This window comes from Microbacterium sp. SGAir0570 (assembly GCF_005491085.2).
GTDB classification, from domain to species: Bacteria; Actinomycetota; Actinomycetes; order Actinomycetales; family Microbacteriaceae; genus Microbacterium; species Microbacterium arborescens.
In genome coordinates, this window is the sequence record NZ_CP027929.1 from 807,519 (window position 1) to 824,034 (window position 16,516).

The window sequence follows — 16,516 nt, forward strand, 5'->3', positions numbered from 1 at the left end:
GAACCGGATTGACCCGGTCGCCCGCCCTGGTGCGAGCACGTGCGGTCGCTAGACTCGACCTGAGGTCAGACCATCCAGAGGCGGGAGCGACGGAATGAAGACGGTACTTCTCGATACGCCCGCGGGGATCACCGCACGGCTCGGGTGGGATCCCGCCATCACGGTGCACCACCGGCGGCGGATGATCGCGCGTGAGCTCGTCGCTCAGGCTCTCGGCTGCGACGAGAAGGATGTCCGCATCGAACGTGAGGCTCCTCGCGGCTTCGGCTATCACACGCGCCTCATCGCATCGCGCGACGGCGTCGAGGTGCCGCTGGCGATCACGACGGCGAGCTTCCGTGCGGCGACGGTCGTCGCGGTCAGCGATCCGGGGCTGCCGGTCGGCATCGACATCCGCGACGCGCATCCCGAACCCGCCGACCTCGCCCGGATGCGCAAGCACTCCCGGCTCTTCGCCGGGGCCGACACCCTCGACCTCGTCGACCACTGGGTTCACGTGCAGGCGGTGCTGGAGGCCGACGGCCGCGGTGTCCGTGTCGCGCCGGAGCAGGTCCGGCTCGACCCGGGCCGGCACCGCGGCTGGATTCCCGACCGCAAGATGAAGTACACCCTCGTCGACATTTCGCGCGACGGGTGGCTCATCACCCTCGCCTACGGCACTCTGCCGACCGCCTGACCGGGCCGTCCGGGTCGCCGACGCGTCAGTCGACGAGGTCGGGCAGCGCCCGCCGGAGCTCCGCGAGCCACGCCTCGGGGTTGCCGTCCGACGGTGCACGCCAATCGCCCCGGGGCGACAGCGACCCCGCCGCGGCCACCTTGGGGCCGTTGGGGATCGCGCTGCGCTTGAACTGCGCGAAGCCGAAGAACCGCTTGATGAACACCTGCAGCCAGTGCGTGATCTCGGCGAGGTCGTACGCGTAGCGGCTGTCGCGCGGGAAGCCGACCGGCCAGTCGCCGGCGTCGGCATCCGACCAGGCGTGCTGGGCGAGGAAGGCGATCTTCGACGGGCGGAACCCGTAGCGCAGGACATGGTGCAGCGCGAAGTCGTGGAGGGCGTAGGGGCCGATCGTCGACTCCGTGGACTGCACCTTGCCGTCTTCGCCCGCGGGCACGAGCTCGGGGCTGATCTCGGTGTCGAGAACCGACTGCAGTACCGCCACGGCCTCGTCGGTCAGGTCGGTTCCCGTCCCCTCCCGGTGCGCGATCACCCAGCGGATGAGGTGCTGCATGAGCGTCTTGGGCACACCGACGTTCACGGCGTAGTGGCTCATGTGGTCGCCGACGCCGTAGGTGGCCCAGCCGAGCGCGAGCTCGGAGAGGTCGGAGGTGCCGATGACGATGCCGTTCAGGCGGTTGGCGAGCCGGAACAGGAAGTCGGTCCGCACACCGGCCTGGACGTTCTCGAACGTCACGTCGTACACGGGCTCGCCGGAGGCGTAGGGGTGTCCGATACCGCGCAGGAGCTCGTTCGCGGCGGGGCGGATGTCGATCGTCTCGATCGTCGCGCCGATCGCCTCGGCGAGCGCGACGGCATTGGACTTCGTGTGGTCGCTCGTCGCGAAGCCGGGCATCGTGTAGGCGAGGATGTCGCTGCGCGGCCGGCCCATGCGGTCCATCGCGCGGGCGACGACGAGCAGGGCATGAGTGGAGTCGAGCCCGCCGGACACGCCGATCACGGGGCGGGGCCCGCCGATGGCCCGCATCCGCTGCTCGAGGCCGGAGACCTGGATGTTGAACGCCTCGTAGCAGTCCTGGTCGAGGCGCGCCGGGTCGTCCGGCACGAACGGGAAGCGGTCGAGCGTGCGCCGCAGCCCGATGTCCTCGGCGGGCGGGTGCAGGAACGTCTCGACGGTGAGGAAGTCGGTCGCCGTCGTGCGGCGATTGTCGTCGAACGTGCCCTGGCGGTACCGGTCCTGGCGCACCCGGTCGAGGTCGACGTCGGCCACGCTGCGGCGCGGCCCGTCGGGGAAGCGCTCGGTCTCGGCGAGGAGCGAGCCGCCCTCGTAGATCATGGTCTGGCCGTCCCACGAGACGTCGTTGGTCGATTCGCCGAGACCTGCCGCCGCGTAGGCGTAGACGGCGAGGCATCGCAGCGACTGCGACTGCACGAGCGTGCGGCGGTCGTCGGCCCGGCCGATCGTGATGGGGGAGCCCGACAGGTTGACGAGCACCGTCGCCCCTGCGAGAGCCGCGCGCGACGAGGGCGGCACCGGAACCCACATGTCCTCGCACACCTCGGCGTGCAGGACGAGGCCCGGGACGTCGCGGACGTCGAAGAGGAGGTTCGTTCCGAACACGGTCTCGCGCGAGCCGATGCGGATGCCCTCGCCGTCCCACTCCTCGCCGGCGGCGTACCAGCGGCGCTCGTAGAACTCGCGGTAGGTGGGCAGGTGGGCCTTGGGGGCGACACCGAGGATCTCGCCGCGATGGATGACGACGGCGCAGTTGTACAGGCGGCTGCGGTGGCGGAGCGGGGCACCGACCACCAGCACCGGCATGAGATCGACGGATGCCGCGACGATGCGCTCGATCGCCGCGTCGACGGCATCCAGGACCGCGTCCTGCAGGACGAGGTCGTCGATCGCGTAGCCGGTGAGGCACAGCTCGGGGAACACCGCGACCGCGACGGAGTCGGCGTCGCACGCGTGCGCCTCGGCGATGACGGCTTCGGCGTTGGCGGCGGGATCGGCGATGGACACCGGAATGGTGCAGGCGGCGATCCGCGCGAAGCCGTGGGCGTACGCGCTGGCGAAGGGGAGCGACTCGTTCACCCTCCTCAGTCTGGCACCGGCGTCGGCGGTGTCGCACCCCGCGGTTAGGGTCATTGAACGGAAGGGGATCATGCGATACATCGAGGACGAAGGCCGGATCGTCTGGAGCGCGAGCGACCTCAAGGCCGCGGCCGAGTGCGAGTTTGCGTGGCTGCGCGCGATCGACGCCAAGCTCGGACGCGTCGCCGCCGTCGACGAGCCCGACGACCCGACGCTCGAACGGGCCGGCCGTCTGGGCGACCGGCACGAAGAACGTCAGCTCGCGGCGTACCGCGCCGAGTTCGGTGATCGTGTCACCGAGATCCCCGAGACGCGGTCATCGGATGCCGCGGGCCTGGCGCGGGCGGTCGCGCTCACGCGCGAGGCTCTCGCATCGGATGCGCGGGTGATCTACCAGGCCGCGTTCGCCGATACCGACTTCGTCGGGTTCGCCGACTTTTTGCTGCGCGACGAGGACGACCGGTGGGTCGTGCAGGACACCAAGCTCGCCCGTCACGCCCGGGTCACCGCGCTGATGCAGCTCGAAGCGTATGCCGTCCAGCTCGATCGCGAGGGTGCGCGCGTGGCCGATCACGTCGAGCTGCTGCTCGGCGACGGCACGGTGTCGCGGCATGCCCGGGCCGACATCGCGCCCGTGTTCGCCCTGCGCCGCGAGCGCCTGCGCTCCCTCATCGCCGATCGTGATGTCGCCGCAGGTGCGGCGCGGGATGCCATCGCGTGGGGCGACGACCGCGGAGATCTGCGGATCGCGGCCTGCGGACGCTGCGCGACGTGCGACCTCGAGGTCGTCGCTGCGCGCGACCTGCTGCTCGTCGCCGGGATGCGGCCGATCCAGCGCGAGCGGCTGCGGGCCTCCGGCGTCACCACGATCGACGAGCTCGCGGCAGCGCGCGAGGCGCCGGGCCGGATGTCGTGGGACACGTTCACGGGGCTCCGCACCCAGGCGCGGCTGCAGCTCGAGAGTCCCGCGGGCGGCGTCACGGCCACGCTCCAGGGTGATACCGAGGACGGCCCGAGCGCTGCGCCCCTGCCGACCTATGAGGTCGTCTTCCCGCGGGCACTCGGCGCGCTTCCCCGGCCAGACCTCGGCGACCTGTTCTTCGATTTCGAGGGAGACCCGCTCTACACCGAGGGCGCGGGTCGCCACTGGGGCATCGACTACCTGTTCGGGTGGGTCGACCTGCGCGAGCAGTACTCCGCGCTGTGGGCCCACACGTTCGACGAGGAGAAGGCGGCGTTCCAGACCTTCCTCGAGTTCGTCGCCGTGCAGCGGGCCGCCCACCCCGCGATGCACATCTATCACTACGCGCCGTACGAGCCGACGCATCTCCTCGCGATGGCCGCGCGCTACGGCGTCGGCGAAGCGGAGGTCGACCGACTGCTGCGCGACGGTGTCTTCGTCGACCTGTACCCGATCGTCCGCCGGGCGCTTCGGGTGGGCTCGCGCTCGTACTCGATCAAGAAGCTTGAGCCGCTCTACATGGGCGCCGAGGTCCGCACGAGCGACGTCCAGAAGGGCGACGACTCGATCGTCCGGTACGTCGAGGCGCGTGCGCTCGCCGAGGCGGGTGACGCCGACGGCGCCGCCGCGATCCTCGCCGACCTCGCCGACTACAACCGCTACGACTGCGTGTCGACGCGGCGGCTGCGCGACTGGCTCGTCGACCGGGCGCGCGAGGCGCAGCTCCGTCCGTCGGCCGACGTCGAGCCCGAAGAGCGCGCTTACGAGCCGTCGCCGCGGGCGACGGCGCTCTCACGGCTCGCGGATGCCGCTGCCACCGACGACCCCGCCGGTGCGGAGGCTCCGGCAGCCGTTGCGCTCCGGCTCGGGGCAGCGGCGATCGACTACTACCCGCGCGAGGCGAAGTCGTTCTGGGCCACGCACTTCCTCCGTCTGCGCGAACCGCTCTCGATGTGGGAAGACACCCGTGACGTCGTCGCCGTCGCGTCGGAGCGCAGCCGGGTGCTCGAGGACTGGCATCGCCCCGAGGGTGCCCGGACCGACCGGCGCATCCTCGAGCTTCGCGGCGAGGTCGCGCCGGGCACGCGGCTGAGCGTCGATTCGTCGCCCTTCGCGATCTACGAGTCGCCCGCGCCGTTCCCGACCGAACCGCGGCCGCGCTTCATCCACGCCGACCGGCGCGTTCGGGTCGTCGAGGTGCTCGATGACGGCGCGATCATCGAGGAGCTCGCCGCGGGGGCTCACATGTGGTCCGAGCTGCCGATCGCGCTGACCCCCGCGGCGCCGCCGCCCGCGGGCAGCCAGCAGGCGGCGATCGACGCGTGGGCAGACGGGGTGATCCATACCGCGCCCGAGCTTCCAGCCGATCCCGCAACCGACCTGCTGCTGCGCCGCCCGCCGCGAACGTTCTCCGGCGGTTTACCGGGCGACGGGTCCGACCCCGTCGCGGACATCTCACGCGCCATCCTCGACCTCGATCGCAGCTATCTCGCCGTCCAGGGCCCTCCCGGAACGGGCAAGACCTATGTGGGGTCGCACGTCGTCGCGCGTCTGGTCGGCGAGCGCGGATTCCGCGTCGGTGTCGTCGCGCAGTCGCACGCCGTCGTCGAGAACATGCTCGATCGCATCGCGGCGGCGGGCGTGCCCCGCGAGAAGATCGCCAAGGCGGTGAAGGGCGAGGCGAGCGGTGACGAGGCCTTCACCGTCATCCCGAAGAACGGCGTCGCCGAATTCACCGCGACACGTCCCGACGGCTACGTCATCGGCGGCACCGCGTGGGATCTCACTCACGCGGGCCGCATCCCGCGCGGCAGCCTCGACCTGCTCGTGATCGACGAGGCGGGTCAGTTCTCGCTCGCCTCGACGATCGCGGTGTCCGTCGCGGCATCACGGCTCCTCCTGCTGGGCGACCCGCAGCAGCTGCCGCAGGTCAGCCAGGGCACACACCCCGAGCCGGTCGACACATCCGCTCTCGGCTGGATCATGGACGGCGCTCACGTCGTTCCCGCCGACCGCGGGTTCTTCCTGGCCGAGACCCGGCGCATGCGGCCGGAGGTCGCCGAGCCGGTCTCGGTGCTGGCCTACGACGGACGTCTCGCCGCGCACGTCTCGACCGCGGACCGGGTGCTCGAGGGCGTAGCTCCGGGCGTCGTGCCCGTACCGGTCGCGCATCGGCGCAATGCGACCGCCTCGCCCGAGGAGGCGGAGGTCGTCGTGCGCCTGGTCGCCGATCTCCTCGGCCGCACGTGGCTGCCCGATCCGACGGCCGCGCCGCGTCCGCTCGACCAGCGCGACATCATCGTGGTCACCCCCTACAACGCCCAGCAGGTGCTCGTAGAAGAAGCGCTCGCCGCAGCGGGCTACACCCAGGTGCCGGTGGGAACGGTCGACCGCTTCCAGGGCCAGGAGGCCGCCGTGGCGATCGTGTCGCTCGCGGCATCCTCGGGACGCGATGCACCGCGAGGGCTGGAGTTCCTGCTGCTGCAGAATCGCCTCAACGTCGCCGTCTCACGGGCGCAGCACACGGCGTACATCGTCTACGGCACCGGCATCCTCGACGATCTGCCGCGCACGCCCGAGGGGGTCGCGCGGATGAGCGCGTTCGCTCGCCTCGTCGGGGCGGTCTGAAGCGCGCGGCTCGCGGGTCAGTCGACGGTGCCGTAGAGGCGGTCGCCCGCGTCGCCGAGCCCGGGCACGATGTAGCCGCGCTCGTCGAGACGCTCGTCGAGCGAGCCCAGGACGAGGGTCACGTCGCGGTCGCCGACCTGCTTCTCGATGGCGGCGAGCCCCTCGGGAGCGCCGAGGATGCAGATCGCGGTGACGTCCTGCGCGCCGCGCTTGAAGATGAAGTCGATCGCGGCGCCGAGCGACCCGCCCGTGGCGAGCATCGGGTCGAGCACGAAGCACTGGCGGTCGCTGAGGTCGTCGGGCAGGCGCTCGGCGTACGTGGTGGGCTCGAACGTCACCTCGTTGCGCGCCATCCCGAGGAAGCCCACCTCGGCGGTGGGGAGGAGCTTGGTCATGCCCTCGAGCATGCCCAGCCCGGCACGCAGGATCGGCACGACGAGGGGACGCGGCTTGGCGATCGCGAGGCCCGTCGTCCGGGTGACCGGGGTCTCGATCTCGACCTGCTCGGTGCGGACGTTCCGGGTGGCCTCGTACGCGAGCAGGGTGACGAGCTCTTCGGTGAGCTGGCGGAACACCGGCGAGGTGGTGTTCTTGTCGCGCAGGACCGAGAGCTTGTGGGTGATGAGGGGGTGGTCGGCGACGTGAACACGCATGTGATGATCCTACGCGGACGGTCCGCATCTCCTCGGCTCTACGCTGGTGCCGTGACCCTGACGGCATCCGCTGACGACATCCGCAGCATGACGCTGGCCCTCCAGCTCGCGGAAGCGGCTGCCGCAGCCGGCGACATCCCCGTGGGCGCGGTCGTGACCGACGCCGCGGGCGCGGTGATCGGCGAGGGACGGAACCTCCGCGAGGCGACCGGCGACCCGACGGCTCACGCCGAGGTGGTCGCGCTGCGCGCCGCGGCGGCCGCGACCGGGTCGTGGAACCTGGCCGGCTGCACCCTCACCGTGACGCTCGAGCCCTGCGTCATGTGTGCGGGCGCGATGCTGCAGGCGCACGTCTCGCGACTCGTCTTCGGCGCGTGGGACGACAAAGCCGGAGCCGCCGGTTCGCAGTACGACCTCGTGCGCGACCGCCGGCTTCCCGTGCGCGCGGAGGTCGTCGCCGGGGTGCGGTCCGCGGACTCGTCGGCGCTGCTGCGCACGTTCTTCGCGCAGCAGCGGTGAGGTCGGCTAGGACTGCGACGGCGCCAGGGCCGGTCAGTCCCAGGAGCTGAGGATGATCGCCTCGGTCGGGGGAGCCGGTGAGATGGGCGTGCCGAGGTAGCCCATCGTCGAGAGGATCGCGGTGCGGACCTTGCCCGGGCGTTCGAGGTGCACGGCGTGCCCGACGCCTTCGATGACGACCTCGGTCACCTGACCGCCCGCCTCGCGGTACCGCTCGAAGACGGCGCGCGTCTGCGCGACCATCTGCTGAGCCGGCGCGGCCTCCACACCCGGCCAACCCGGGATCGCGCCGATCTCACCGAGGTGACCGCTGTCGGCGAACGAGCCGTCCGCGACGATGACGTCCCCACCGCCGCGCACCCACAGGATCGGAGGCGCGTCGTAGCCCGCCGCGAGGTCGACGATCGCCGAGACGTCGAAGTGCCCCGGTGCGAGGGCGTTCTGCGTGCCGAGCCCACCTGCGGCGAAGCCCGGCCAGTTCTGGCTCGGGACGCTGTCGCCGGGGTAGTTCCCCTCGGCCGTCGACGTCGTGAGCATCGCCTCGACCCACGTGTCTTCGTTGTCGGACTCGTAGTCGGGCGAGACGAACGACGTGCGGAAGAACGAACGGGCGGTGCCCTCGTCGTCGCCGGCGTCGCGAGCGGTGAGACGGTCGACGAGTGTCGGGCTGATCGTGCCTGCACCGCACCCGGCGTCGTCGTCGGTCAGGCGCGTGCCGTCGAGCCGCGTGCCGCCGAAGCCGTAGGGCGAGACGGGCGAGAGAAGGCTGAGCGAGAGCACCCGGTGATCGAGGGCGTACTGCATCGCGACCGCGGCTCCCAGGCCCCAGCCCACGAGGTGCACGGCGTCGAGGCCCAGAGCCTCGAGCGTCGCCCGAACATCGTCGGAGAAGTCGCGGACGCCGCGCGTCGCGTCGACCGGGAGCCGTTCGGTGCCACCGAAGCCGCGGAGGTCGATGGCGATCGGGCGAACGTCGCTCGGCAGGTCTTCGATGATCTCCTGCCAGAACAGGCTCGACCCGGGAGCCGTGTGAAGCAGCACGAGCGTGCGGTCGGCCGGGGTCTCCGGGTCGTCTGCGGCGCGTTCGAGGATGTTCACCGCCAGGCGCGACGTCTCGATGGTGCGTGGCGTGATGCCGTCGAAGAGGGGCATGGCGGGATCCTTCGCTCTGCTCTGCGCGGCGAGCGCCTCCGCGCCCGCGGACGCTTCGACTCTACCTCGCGCCCGTTCCCTCCGCTGGGAAACGGCCGGACTTAAGATGGCCGCATGCCCGACGTCGTCGCCCTGCCCCCGATCGCCATCCTCGGAGCCGGTTCGATGGGGGGTGCGGTGCTCTCGGGCCTGGTGGCCTCCGGCGCCGCCGGAGGAGTGACCGTCACCAACCGCACCGCCGAGAAGGCTGCCGCCCTCGCCGACCTGCCGGGAGTGACGAGCGTCGCGCTCGCAGACACACCCACGGGCAACACGGATGCCGCGGCCGCGGCCGATGTGGTCCTGATCGGCGTCAAGCCCGCGATGGTGCCCGACCTGCTGCGCGAGATCGCGCCGGTGCTGCGCGCGGGGGCGGTCGTGGTGAGCCTCGCCGCGGGCGTCACGATCGACACGTTCGCCGGCATCCTGGGGTCGGACGTCGCGGTCATCCGATCGATGCCCAACACTCCCGCCGTCGTCGGGAAGGCCGTCACGGGACTGGCCGCCGGCCCCGCGGCATCCGATGCGCACCGGGCGACCGTGCGCGCGCTCTTCGAGACGTGCGGCGTCGTCGTCGAGGTGCCGGAGGAGCAGATCGACGCCCTGTCGACGATCTCGGGCTCGGGCCCCGCCTACGTCTTCCTGCTGATCGAGGAACTCACGCGGGCTGCGGTGGGCAAGGGCTTCGCCGAGGCGGAGGCGCGGGTGATGGCCGAGCAGACGTTCATCGGTGCGGCCGCCCTGCTCGACGCCTCGGGGGAGGACCCGGCCGAGCTGCGGCGGCGCGTCACGAGCCCGAAGGGCACCACCGAGCGGGCGATCGCCGTGCTGCAGGAGGCCCGCCTCGACGACGTCTTCGCTCGCGCGACCGACGCCGCGCTCGCACGCGCCCGCGAGCTCGCCGCCGGAGCCTGACCCCCGGCCCCCGGCCCCCCGGCCCTGTCCCGCCCCCCGGAGCGCCATCCGAGGTCCCACTTGGGCCGGGTATGCGTCCCGCATAACCGGCCGAATGGGGACCTCGACGCGGGGGTGCCGGGTCAGCGGTCGAGCGAGGCGAAGCGCTCGATGTCGGAGTTCGTGCCCGAGACGATGATGAGGTCGTGATTGGTGACGACCGTGTTCGCCTCGGCGTAGCGGAACGGCTTGCCGGGGCTCTTCACGCCGACGACCGTGACGCGGTACTTCGTCCGCACGCCGGACTCGTTGAGGCCGACGCCGCGGATGAACTTCGGCGGGTACATCTTCGCCAGCACGAAGTCGTCGTCGAAGCGGATGAAGTCGAGCATGCGCCCGCTGACGAGGTGCGCGACGCGCTCGCCGGCCTCGCGCTCGGGATACACGACGTGGTTGGCGCCGACGCGGGCGAGGATCTTGCCGTGCGACTGCGACACGGCCTTCGCCCAGATCTGCGGCACCTTCAGATCGACGAGGTTCGCGGTGATGAGCACGGACGCCTCGATCGACGAGCCGACCGCCACGACGGCGACCTGGAAGTCCTGCGCCCCGATCTGCTTGAGCGCGTCGAGGTTGCGGGCGTCGGTCTGCACGGCGTGCGTGACGCGCTCCGACCACTTCTGGACGAGCTCGAGGTTGTCGTCGATCGCGAGCACCTCGCGGTCGAGGCGGTCGAGCTCGCCCGCGCAGGCGGCGCCGAAACGGCCCAGCCCGATGACCAGGACGGGAGCGTCGCTTCGGATCTGCTCAACCAACGATCGGCCTTTCGACGGGCAGGGCGTACAACTGCGAACGGGATGCCGCGGCCACCGCTGCAGCGAGAGTCACTGTACCAACGCGTCCCATGAACATGACGAGGGCCATGACGTACACCGCCGGGTCGGGCAGTTCGGCCGTCAAGCCTGTCGACAGCCCGACGGTCGCGAAGCCGGAGATCACGTCGAACAGCACTTCGTCGACGGGAGCTTTCGTGATCTGGGCGATCGTGACGGTGCCGATCGCGACGATCGTGGCGCTCCACGCGACGACCGAGAGGGCGACGCGCTGGACGTCGCTGGGGATGCGGCGGCGGAACACCTGCACCGACGGGCGTCCCTTCGCCTCGGACCACACGGCGAGGGCGAGCACGGCGAGGGTCGTGACCTTGATGCCGCCGGCGGTCGAGGCCGAGCCGCCGCCGACGAACATGAGCATCGATCCGACGATGAGCGACGAGCCGTGCATCTCGCCGATGTCGATGATGGAGAAGCCCCCCGACCGGGTCATCGCCGAGATGAAGAAGGCCTGGAACGTGGTGTCCCACGCCTCCATCGACCCGAAGGTCGCCGGGTTGTCGTACTCGAGGAGCAGGAAGACTCCGGCGCCCGTGAAGAACAGGATGATCGTCGTGATGATTGTGAGCTTGGCGTGCAGTGACCACGCGCGCACGTGCCACTGGTGGCGCCAGAGCGTGAAGATCACGGGGAAGCCGATGGAGCCCAGGAACACCCCGGCCATGAGCACCGTGAGCATGACGTAGTCCTGCGCGAACGGCTGCAGACCCTCCGCGTTCGGCGAGAAGCCGGTGTTGGTGAAGGCCATCGCCGCGTAGTACGGCGCCTCCCACAGTGCGGTGAGCGGGTCGACGCCGCCGAAAAGCAGCGAGGGGTACAGCAGGATCGCCAGGCCCGCCTCGATGACGAGCGTCGACAGCGCGACGGTGCGCAGCAGCAAGCCGACCTCGCCGAGGCGGACGGCTTGACCTTCGTTGACGGGACCGCCGTGTGCGCGCATCGGATTGCTGTCGCCGGCGGCGATGAGCTTCGCGCGCAGGCCGAGGCGCTTGGAGATCACGAGTCCCAGGATCGACGCGAGGGTCAGCACGCCGAGCGCGCCGACGTTGACGCCGATGTAGATGAGGACGTGGCCGAACGGCGACCAGTGCGTGGCCATGTCGACGGTCGCGAGCCCCGCGACGCAGATCGTCGACACCGCGGTGAACAGCGCGTCGGCGAACGGCGTGGCCCGGCCCGATGCGGATGCCGCCGGCAGGGAGAACAGCGTCGTGAAGACGAGGATCAGCGTCGAGAAGATCAGAACCGCGAACCGTGACGGGGAGGCGGTCGCGAGATCACGACCGGCATCCCACGCGCTGCGCCCGAAGCCGCGGAGGCGGCTGAGGATGAGCGCGCCGACGGACCTGTCCGCCATGCGTGTTCCTCCCCACGATCGCAGCTGTTGCTCCCGGCGCCGCGGTAGGTCGGTGCCGATGTCATGGTACTCGGGCGTGCGCGCCGACTAACCTGATGGCATGGCGGACATCTTCGACGTGATCGCCGACGGTACCCGTCGGGACATCCTGAGGCTCTTGCTCGATCGGGACTCCGATCCGCGCTCGTCCGGGACGAGCGTCTCGCAGATCGTGAGCGAGCTCGGCGTCAGCCAGCCGACGATCTCGAAGCACCTGAAGGTGCTGCGCGGGGCCGAGCTCGTCACCGTGCGGGAGGAGGGGCAGCACCGCTACTACAGCCTGTCTCCCGAGCCGCTCGATGTCGTCGACGACTGGCTCGTCCCCTTCCTCTCGTCCGAGGCCTACGACGCCGAGCCCGTCGCCGCGCTGCCCGAGCAGGCGGTCGCTGCGGCCGAGCTGGTCGGCCGGGCTGCGGCATCCGCGAAGCACGCCGTCACGAGCGTGTTCGGCAAGCGGTCCGGACGCTGAGCCCAGAGCCCTCGCTTCGGCGGAGCAACAGGCGTCACTCCGGTTTACACGCGTCGCGCCCGACCCCTAGAGTGTTCGCATCCGGGGAAAGGGATGACGATGGCCGAGCTGCCCGATGTGCGCTTCCTCACTGTCGCGGAGGTGGCCGAGATCATGCGGGTGTCGAAGATGACGGTGTATCGCCTCGTGCATTCCGGCGAGCTGCCCGCCGTGCGCTTCGGCCGCAGCTATCGCGTCCCCGAGTCGGCGGTGCGCGACGTCGTGCAACGGCCGATCGCCGACGTCGGCTAGACTGATCCGAGGCATTTTTCGCGAGGTGCCTGTTCCCGGACGCAGACGAGATGCGTCCAGACCCTGACATAGTGAGGTTTTCCGTGGGTTCTGTCATCAAGAAGCGCCGCAAGCGCATGGCGAAGAAGAAGCACCGCAAGCTGCTTCGCAAGACTCGCCACCAGCGCCGCAACAAGAAGTAAGTCGCGGCGACGTCACTGAGCGCCCCGTTCGGCTCCGGCCGAGGGGCGCTTCGTGCTTTCCGGATGCGGCCGCCCCGCCGCGCCGCGGCCTAGGCTGAACGTGGAGGAACGAGCATGAAATCCATCACCATCGACGAGCTCCGCGCGGGCCGCGACATCCCCCTCATCGACGTGCGCGAGGATCACGAGTTCGCCGCGGGACGTGTTCCCGGCGCGATCAGCATCCCGATGTCGCAGCTCGGCGACCGCATCGGCGAGCTGCCCGATGGCGCCTTCGACGTCATCTGCCAGGCCGGCGGACGATCGGCGCAGGTCGTCGCCGCCCTCGAGGCGCGCGGCTACGATGCGACGAACGTCACCGGAGGCACCGGCGAATGGGCGTCGCGCGGTTTCGAGCTCGAGCGCTGAGAGCGCCGCGCCACCGATGTCCACGCTGACGCTCATCTCCAAGCCCGGCTGCCACCTCTGCGACGTCGCCCGCGAGATCGTCGACACGGTCGTGGCCGACCTGCCCGGCGACGCGGAGGTCGAGGTCGTCGAGCTGTCGATCTTCGATGACCCGGCGCTCTTCGAGCAGTGGTGGGAGAAGATCCCCGTCGTGTTGATCGACGACCGCCTCCACGCGCACTGGCGTGTTTCCGCCGACCGGCTGCGCGCCGCGCTGACCGACGAAACCCCGACCCCGACCGAGGAGTCCGCATGACCATCCGCCACGTCGTCGCCTGGAAGCTCGCCGCCGAAGACGCCGAGACCCGAGCCGAGCATGCCATCGAGGTGGCGCGCCGCATCCGAGGGCTCGTCGGTGTCGTCCCCTCGATCCGCTCCCTGAGCATCGGCCCGAACACCGCTTACGCCGATGTGAACGGCGACGTCGCCCTCGTCGCCGACTTCGACGATGTCGCCGGTCTCGAGGAGTACCAGGTGCACCCGGCTCACCAGGAGGTCGCGGCGTTCGTCCGCGGCGTCGTCGCGAGCCGCATCTCGGTCGACTTCGAGGTCTGAGCCGAGCCTCGGCCGCGCGCGGCGGCGCACGCGAGCACGCGTCAGTCGCGCCGATCGCGCTCGGCGAGGTCGTCCGTCACGACCACCGGGATCGCATTGGTGAACGTGCTCGCCCGGCGCTCGGCCTCGGCGCTGCCGGTGAAGAGCCCGTCGTTGGTCGGTGTGGGGTCGTGCGTGATGTGGTGGTCGCTGCCGTGGCCCGGGGTCGCGGCATCCGACATCACGATCCGCTGCACCGGAACGGCCTGCGGCATCGTGCGCTGCACCCACGTGACCATCGCCTCGCGCACGAGGCAGCGCAGGTCGAAGAGGGTCGGGGCGTCCTTCGCGGTGACGAGGATGCGCACCCGCACGTAACCGGCGACGGCATCGGTCACCTGCAGCACCGAGGTCCGGCGATCCCAGAGGTCGGTCTTCTCGAGCACGTCGTGCAGGTGGGTGCGCATCGCGGCGGGGGAGACGTTCCAGTCGAGGTCCATCTCGACGGCGCCCAGCAGCTCTGAGCCGCGCCGGGTCCAGTTCTCGAACGGCGTCGTCGTGAAGTAGGTGCACGGCAGGACGAGACGACGGTCGTCCCAGAGGTCGAGGACGACGTAGCTGAGGGTGATCTCGCCGACGCGGCCCCACTCGCCGTCGGCCACCACGACGTCGTCGACCCGCAGAGCGTCGCTGAAAACGATCTGAAGGCCCGCGAAGACGTTCGCGAGCACGGACTGCGCAGCAAGGCCCGCGACCACCGACGCGATACCGGCTGAGGCCAGGACGCTCGCCCCGACCGCGCGCACGGAGTCGAACGTGAGCAGCACCGCCCCGATGCCGATCACGATGATGATCGCGACGGCGAGGCGGCGCACGATCAGCATCTGCGTACGGATGCGGCGGGCGACGCGATTGTCGGGCACGTCGATGCGGTAGCGGCCGAGCGCGACGTCGGTGACGACGAGCACGAGGGATGCGAGCAGCCAGGCGCTCGCGGCGATGATGGCGATCGTCAGGATCTGCCCGAGCACCGACCGCCACAGCTCATCGGGGAACGCGGTCTGCACCGCCGCCCACAGCACGATGGCGACGAGCAGCGAACGGAACGGCGTGCGCGAGCGGCGGCCGAGCACCTCGGGCCAGCGCTGCCGTCGTGCGGCGATGCGCAGCGCGACGTGAGCGACCACCGCGATCACCGCCGCGACCGCGAGTCCCACCAGCACGGCGATGCCGAACTCCATCCAGCCGTCCCACATACGTCTTGCTCCTCTCGTCAGCGGAGAAGCCACGATACGGGCGTCGGCCGGCGGCGCCTGAAGGCTTGCCGGGTGTGCGGGGTGGTGTGTTACGGGGCCAGACGCGTGGGGCCGCGGAAGAGGTAGGTGACCTCGCGGATCGACGACTCGCCGAGCAGCAGCATCAGCACGCGCGCGAGGCCCATCCCGAATCCGCCGTGCGGCGGGGCGCCGTACCGGAAGAAGTCGAGGTAGAAGTCGAGGTGCTCGGGATCGAGCCCCTTCTCCTTGGCCTGCTCGATGAGGACGTCGACGCGGTGCTCGCGCTGCGCGCCGGTGGTGATCTCGACGCCGTTGAAGAGCAGGTCGTACGACTTCGTCAGCCCGGTCTCCTCGTCGCGCATGTGGTAGAAGGCGCGGATCTCGGGGTGATAGTCGGTGATGAAGACGAACTGGTGTCCGTACGTCTCGAGCACGTGCGCCGAGATCTGGCGCTCGCCCTCGGGGTCGAGGTCGCCGTCGGTGCGCGGGATGTCGTATCCGCGTGCCGCGACGATCGCGCGGGCCTCGGCGAGGGGGATCCGCGGGAACGGGGTCTGGGGAACCTGGACCTCGACGCCGAACAGCTCGGCGATCTCGTCGCCGTGCTTGTCCTTGACGGCCTGGAACGCGAACTGCAGGAGCTCCTCCTGCATCGCGGCGACGTCCTCGTGCGAGTCGATCCAGCTGATCTCGGCGTCGATCGAGGTGAACTCGGTCGCGTGCCGCGAGGTGAAGGACGGGTCGGCGCGGAAGACGTCGCCGATCTCGAAGATCTTCCCGAAGCCCGCGGACTGCGCCATCTGCTTGAAGAACTGCGGGCTCTGAGCGAGATACGCGGTCTTGTCCTCGAAGTAGGGCACCTCGAACAGCTCGGCGGCCGACTCGGATGCCGAGGCCATGAGCTTGGGGGAGTGGATCTCGATGTAGTCGCGCTCGATCCAGTACGTGCGCATGGCGTGCTCGAGCGTCGTCTGCACGCGGAAGATCAGGTTGTTGCGGCGCTGGCGCAGGTCGAGGAATCGCCAGTCCATGCGCTTGTCGAGGCCGGAGTCGGCGGCGATCGGCGTCTCGGGGAGGGCCGCGGCCGCGATGTCGAGGGCGCCGATCTTGATCTCGACGCCGCCGAGCTTGACGCGCTCGTCGTGCTTGAGCTCGCCCGCGACCGTGAGGAAGGTGCCGGTCGAGAGGTTCGAGATCAGGTCGGTGAGGGCGAGGGCCGCGGCATCCTGCTCGCTGCCGTCCTCCGCCGGTCGGGTGGCGGGGTTGACCAGCTGCACGGCACCGGTCTCATCGCGGAGGATGACGAACTGCACCTTCTTCTGATCGCGGACGGTCTCGACCCATCCGGACACCGAAACGGGGCCGTCGGGGCGGGCCTGCAGCTGCTGGACGAGAACGCGTTCACTCACG

The 16,516-nt window shown here is 70.5% G+C and carries 17 protein-coding genes; 10 read left to right on the top strand and 7 right to left on the bottom strand.

The window, feature by feature from the left end; all coding sequences use genetic code 11:
- Positions 1-94: 94 nt before the first annotated feature.
- The gene (locus C1N74_RS03720) at positions 95-676 is read left to right on the top strand and encodes a hypothetical protein (protein WP_094262243.1); all 582 of its coding nucleotides are present in this window, start codon (positions 95-97) and stop codon (positions 674-676) included.
- A gap of 25 nt (positions 677-701) precedes the next feature.
- Here C1N74_RS03720 and C1N74_RS03725 read toward each other — a convergent pair whose 3' ends face one another.
- On the bottom strand, positions 702-2,771 hold the full coding sequence (locus C1N74_RS03725; RefSeq protein WP_137749996.1) for an NAD(+) synthase: 2,070 nt from the start codon (positions 2,769-2,771) through the stop codon (positions 702-704).
- Positions 2,772-2,841: 70 nt separating this feature from the next.
- On the opposite strand from C1N74_RS03725, the gene C1N74_RS03730 reads away from it, so the two are divergent.
- Complete coding sequence (locus C1N74_RS03730) at positions 2,842-6,360, top strand: bifunctional RecB family nuclease/DEAD/DEAH box helicase (RefSeq protein ID WP_137749997.1); 3,519 nt, start codon at positions 2,842-2,844, stop codon at positions 6,358-6,360.
- Between the two features lie 17 nt (positions 6,361-6,377).
- Here the strand turns inward: C1N74_RS03730 and upp are convergent, their stop codons facing one another.
- Positions 6,378-7,013 (bottom strand): uracil phosphoribosyltransferase, encoded by a 636-nt coding sequence (gene upp, locus C1N74_RS03735; RefSeq protein WP_023952235.1) that lies wholly within the window; start codon positions 7,011-7,013, stop codon positions 6,378-6,380.
- Between the two features lie 51 nt (positions 7,014-7,064).
- Between upp and C1N74_RS03740 the strand changes: the two genes are divergently transcribed.
- Positions 7,065-7,532: a nucleoside deaminase gene (locus tag C1N74_RS03740; RefSeq protein WP_374754843.1), complete on the top strand. Its 468-nt coding sequence runs from the start codon at positions 7,065-7,067 to the stop codon at positions 7,530-7,532.
- A gap of 33 nt (positions 7,533-7,565) precedes the next feature.
- Here C1N74_RS03740 and C1N74_RS03745 read toward each other — a convergent pair whose 3' ends face one another.
- Positions 7,566-8,684: an alpha/beta fold hydrolase gene (locus C1N74_RS03745; RefSeq protein WP_137749998.1), complete on the bottom strand. Its 1,119-nt coding sequence runs from the start codon at positions 8,682-8,684 to the stop codon at positions 7,566-7,568.
- 114 nt (positions 8,685-8,798) lie between these two features.
- On the opposite strand from C1N74_RS03745, the gene proC reads away from it, so the two are divergent.
- Positions 8,799-9,638, top strand: a complete 840-nt coding sequence (proC, locus tag C1N74_RS03750; RefSeq protein ID WP_137749999.1) for a pyrroline-5-carboxylate reductase — start codon at positions 8,799-8,801, stop codon at positions 9,636-9,638.
- Positions 9,639-9,760: 122 nt separating this feature from the next.
- On the opposite strand, the gene C1N74_RS03755 is transcribed toward proC, so the two are convergent.
- Positions 9,761-10,432, bottom strand: a complete 672-nt coding sequence (locus tag C1N74_RS03755) for a TrkA family potassium uptake protein (protein ID WP_023952231.1) — start codon at positions 10,430-10,432, stop codon at positions 9,761-9,763.
- Entirely contained in the window at positions 10,425-11,867 is a 1,443-nt protein-coding gene (locus tag C1N74_RS03760) for a TrkH family potassium uptake protein (protein ID WP_137750000.1), read from the bottom strand. The genes C1N74_RS03755 and C1N74_RS03760 overlap by 8 nt, the downstream gene beginning before the upstream one ends.
- 100 nt (positions 11,868-11,967) lie before the next feature.
- Between C1N74_RS03760 and C1N74_RS03765 the strand changes: the two genes are divergently transcribed.
- From C1N74_RS03765 to C1N74_RS03790, 6 genes are all read left to right on the top strand, one after another.
- Entirely contained in the window at positions 11,968-12,375 is a 408-nt protein-coding gene (locus C1N74_RS03765) for a helix-turn-helix transcriptional regulator (RefSeq protein WP_023952229.1), read from the top strand.
- Between the two features lie 99 nt (positions 12,376-12,474).
- Positions 12,475-12,666, top strand: a complete 192-nt coding sequence (locus C1N74_RS03770; RefSeq protein ID WP_023952227.1) for a helix-turn-helix domain-containing protein — start codon at positions 12,475-12,477, stop codon at positions 12,664-12,666.
- 83 nt (positions 12,667-12,749) lie between these two features.
- Positions 12,750-12,848, top strand: coding sequence for a 30S ribosomal protein bS22 (locus tag C1N74_RS03775; protein ID WP_003792170.1), 99 nt, complete (start codon positions 12,750-12,752; stop codon positions 12,846-12,848).
- 114 nt (positions 12,849-12,962) lie between these two features.
- Entirely contained in the window at positions 12,963-13,256 is a 294-nt protein-coding gene (locus tag C1N74_RS03780; protein WP_023952225.1) for a rhodanese-like domain-containing protein, read from the top strand.
- Positions 13,257-13,272: 16 nt separating this feature from the next.
- Positions 13,273-13,551, top strand: a complete 279-nt coding sequence (locus C1N74_RS03785; RefSeq protein WP_114597961.1) for a glutaredoxin family protein — start codon at positions 13,273-13,275, stop codon at positions 13,549-13,551.
- The gene (locus tag C1N74_RS03790; protein ID WP_137750001.1) at positions 13,548-13,850 is read left to right on the top strand and encodes a Dabb family protein; all 303 of its coding nucleotides are present in this window, start codon (positions 13,548-13,550) and stop codon (positions 13,848-13,850) included. Before C1N74_RS03785 ends, C1N74_RS03790 begins: the two co-directional genes overlap by 4 nt.
- A 41-nt stretch (positions 13,851-13,891) precedes the next feature.
- On the opposite strand, the gene C1N74_RS03795 is transcribed toward C1N74_RS03790, so the two are convergent.
- Positions 13,892-15,085 carry a mechanosensitive ion channel family protein gene (locus C1N74_RS03795; RefSeq protein ID WP_023952219.1) on the bottom strand — a complete coding sequence of 398 codons (1,194 nt, stop codon included), beginning with the start codon at positions 15,083-15,085 and terminating at the stop codon, positions 13,892-13,894.
- Positions 15,086-15,174: 89 nt separating this feature from the next.
- A complete protein-coding gene (gene aspS, locus C1N74_RS03800) occupies positions 15,175-16,515 on the bottom strand; it encodes an aspartate--tRNA(Asn) ligase (RefSeq protein ID WP_137750002.1) in 1,341 nt (446 codons plus the stop codon).
- Position 16,516: the final 1 nt, after the last annotated feature.

Excerpts from the sequence above, each read along its gene's own strand:
- upp (WP_023952235.1), bottom strand. The coding sequence starts at position 7,013 with ATGCGTGTTCACGTCGCCGACCACCCCCTCATCACCCACAAGCTCTCG.
- C1N74_RS03765 (WP_023952229.1), top strand. The coding sequence starts at position 11,968 with ATGGCGGACATCTTCGACGTGATCGCCGACGGTACCCGTCGGGACATC.
- C1N74_RS03760 (WP_137750000.1), bottom strand. The coding sequence starts at position 11,867 with ATGGCGGACAGGTCCGTCGGCGCGCTCATCCTCAGCCGCCTCCGCGGC.
- C1N74_RS03780 (WP_023952225.1), top strand. The coding sequence starts at position 12,963 with ATGAAATCCATCACCATCGACGAGCTCCGCGCGGGCCGCGACATCCCC.
- C1N74_RS03745 (WP_137749998.1), bottom strand. The coding sequence starts at position 8,684 with ATGCCCCTCTTCGACGGCATCACGCCACGCACCATCGAGACGTCGCGC.
- C1N74_RS03730 (WP_137749997.1), top strand. The coding sequence starts at position 2,842 with ATGCGATACATCGAGGACGAAGGCCGGATCGTCTGGAGCGCGAGCGAC.
- C1N74_RS03770 (WP_023952227.1), top strand. The coding sequence starts at position 12,475 with ATGGCCGAGCTGCCCGATGTGCGCTTCCTCACTGTCGCGGAGGTGGCC.
- C1N74_RS03720 (WP_094262243.1), top strand. The coding sequence starts at position 95 with ATGAAGACGGTACTTCTCGATACGCCCGCGGGGATCACCGCACGGCTC.
- C1N74_RS03785 (WP_114597961.1), top strand. The coding sequence starts at position 13,273 with ATGTCCACGCTGACGCTCATCTCCAAGCCCGGCTGCCACCTCTGCGAC.
- proC (WP_137749999.1), top strand. The coding sequence starts at position 8,799 with ATGCCCGACGTCGTCGCCCTGCCCCCGATCGCCATCCTCGGAGCCGGT.
- C1N74_RS03790 (WP_137750001.1), top strand. The coding sequence starts at position 13,548 with ATGACCATCCGCCACGTCGTCGCCTGGAAGCTCGCCGCCGAAGACGCC.
- C1N74_RS03795 (WP_023952219.1), bottom strand. The coding sequence starts at position 15,085 with ATGTGGGACGGCTGGATGGAGTTCGGCATCGCCGTGCTGGTGGGACTC.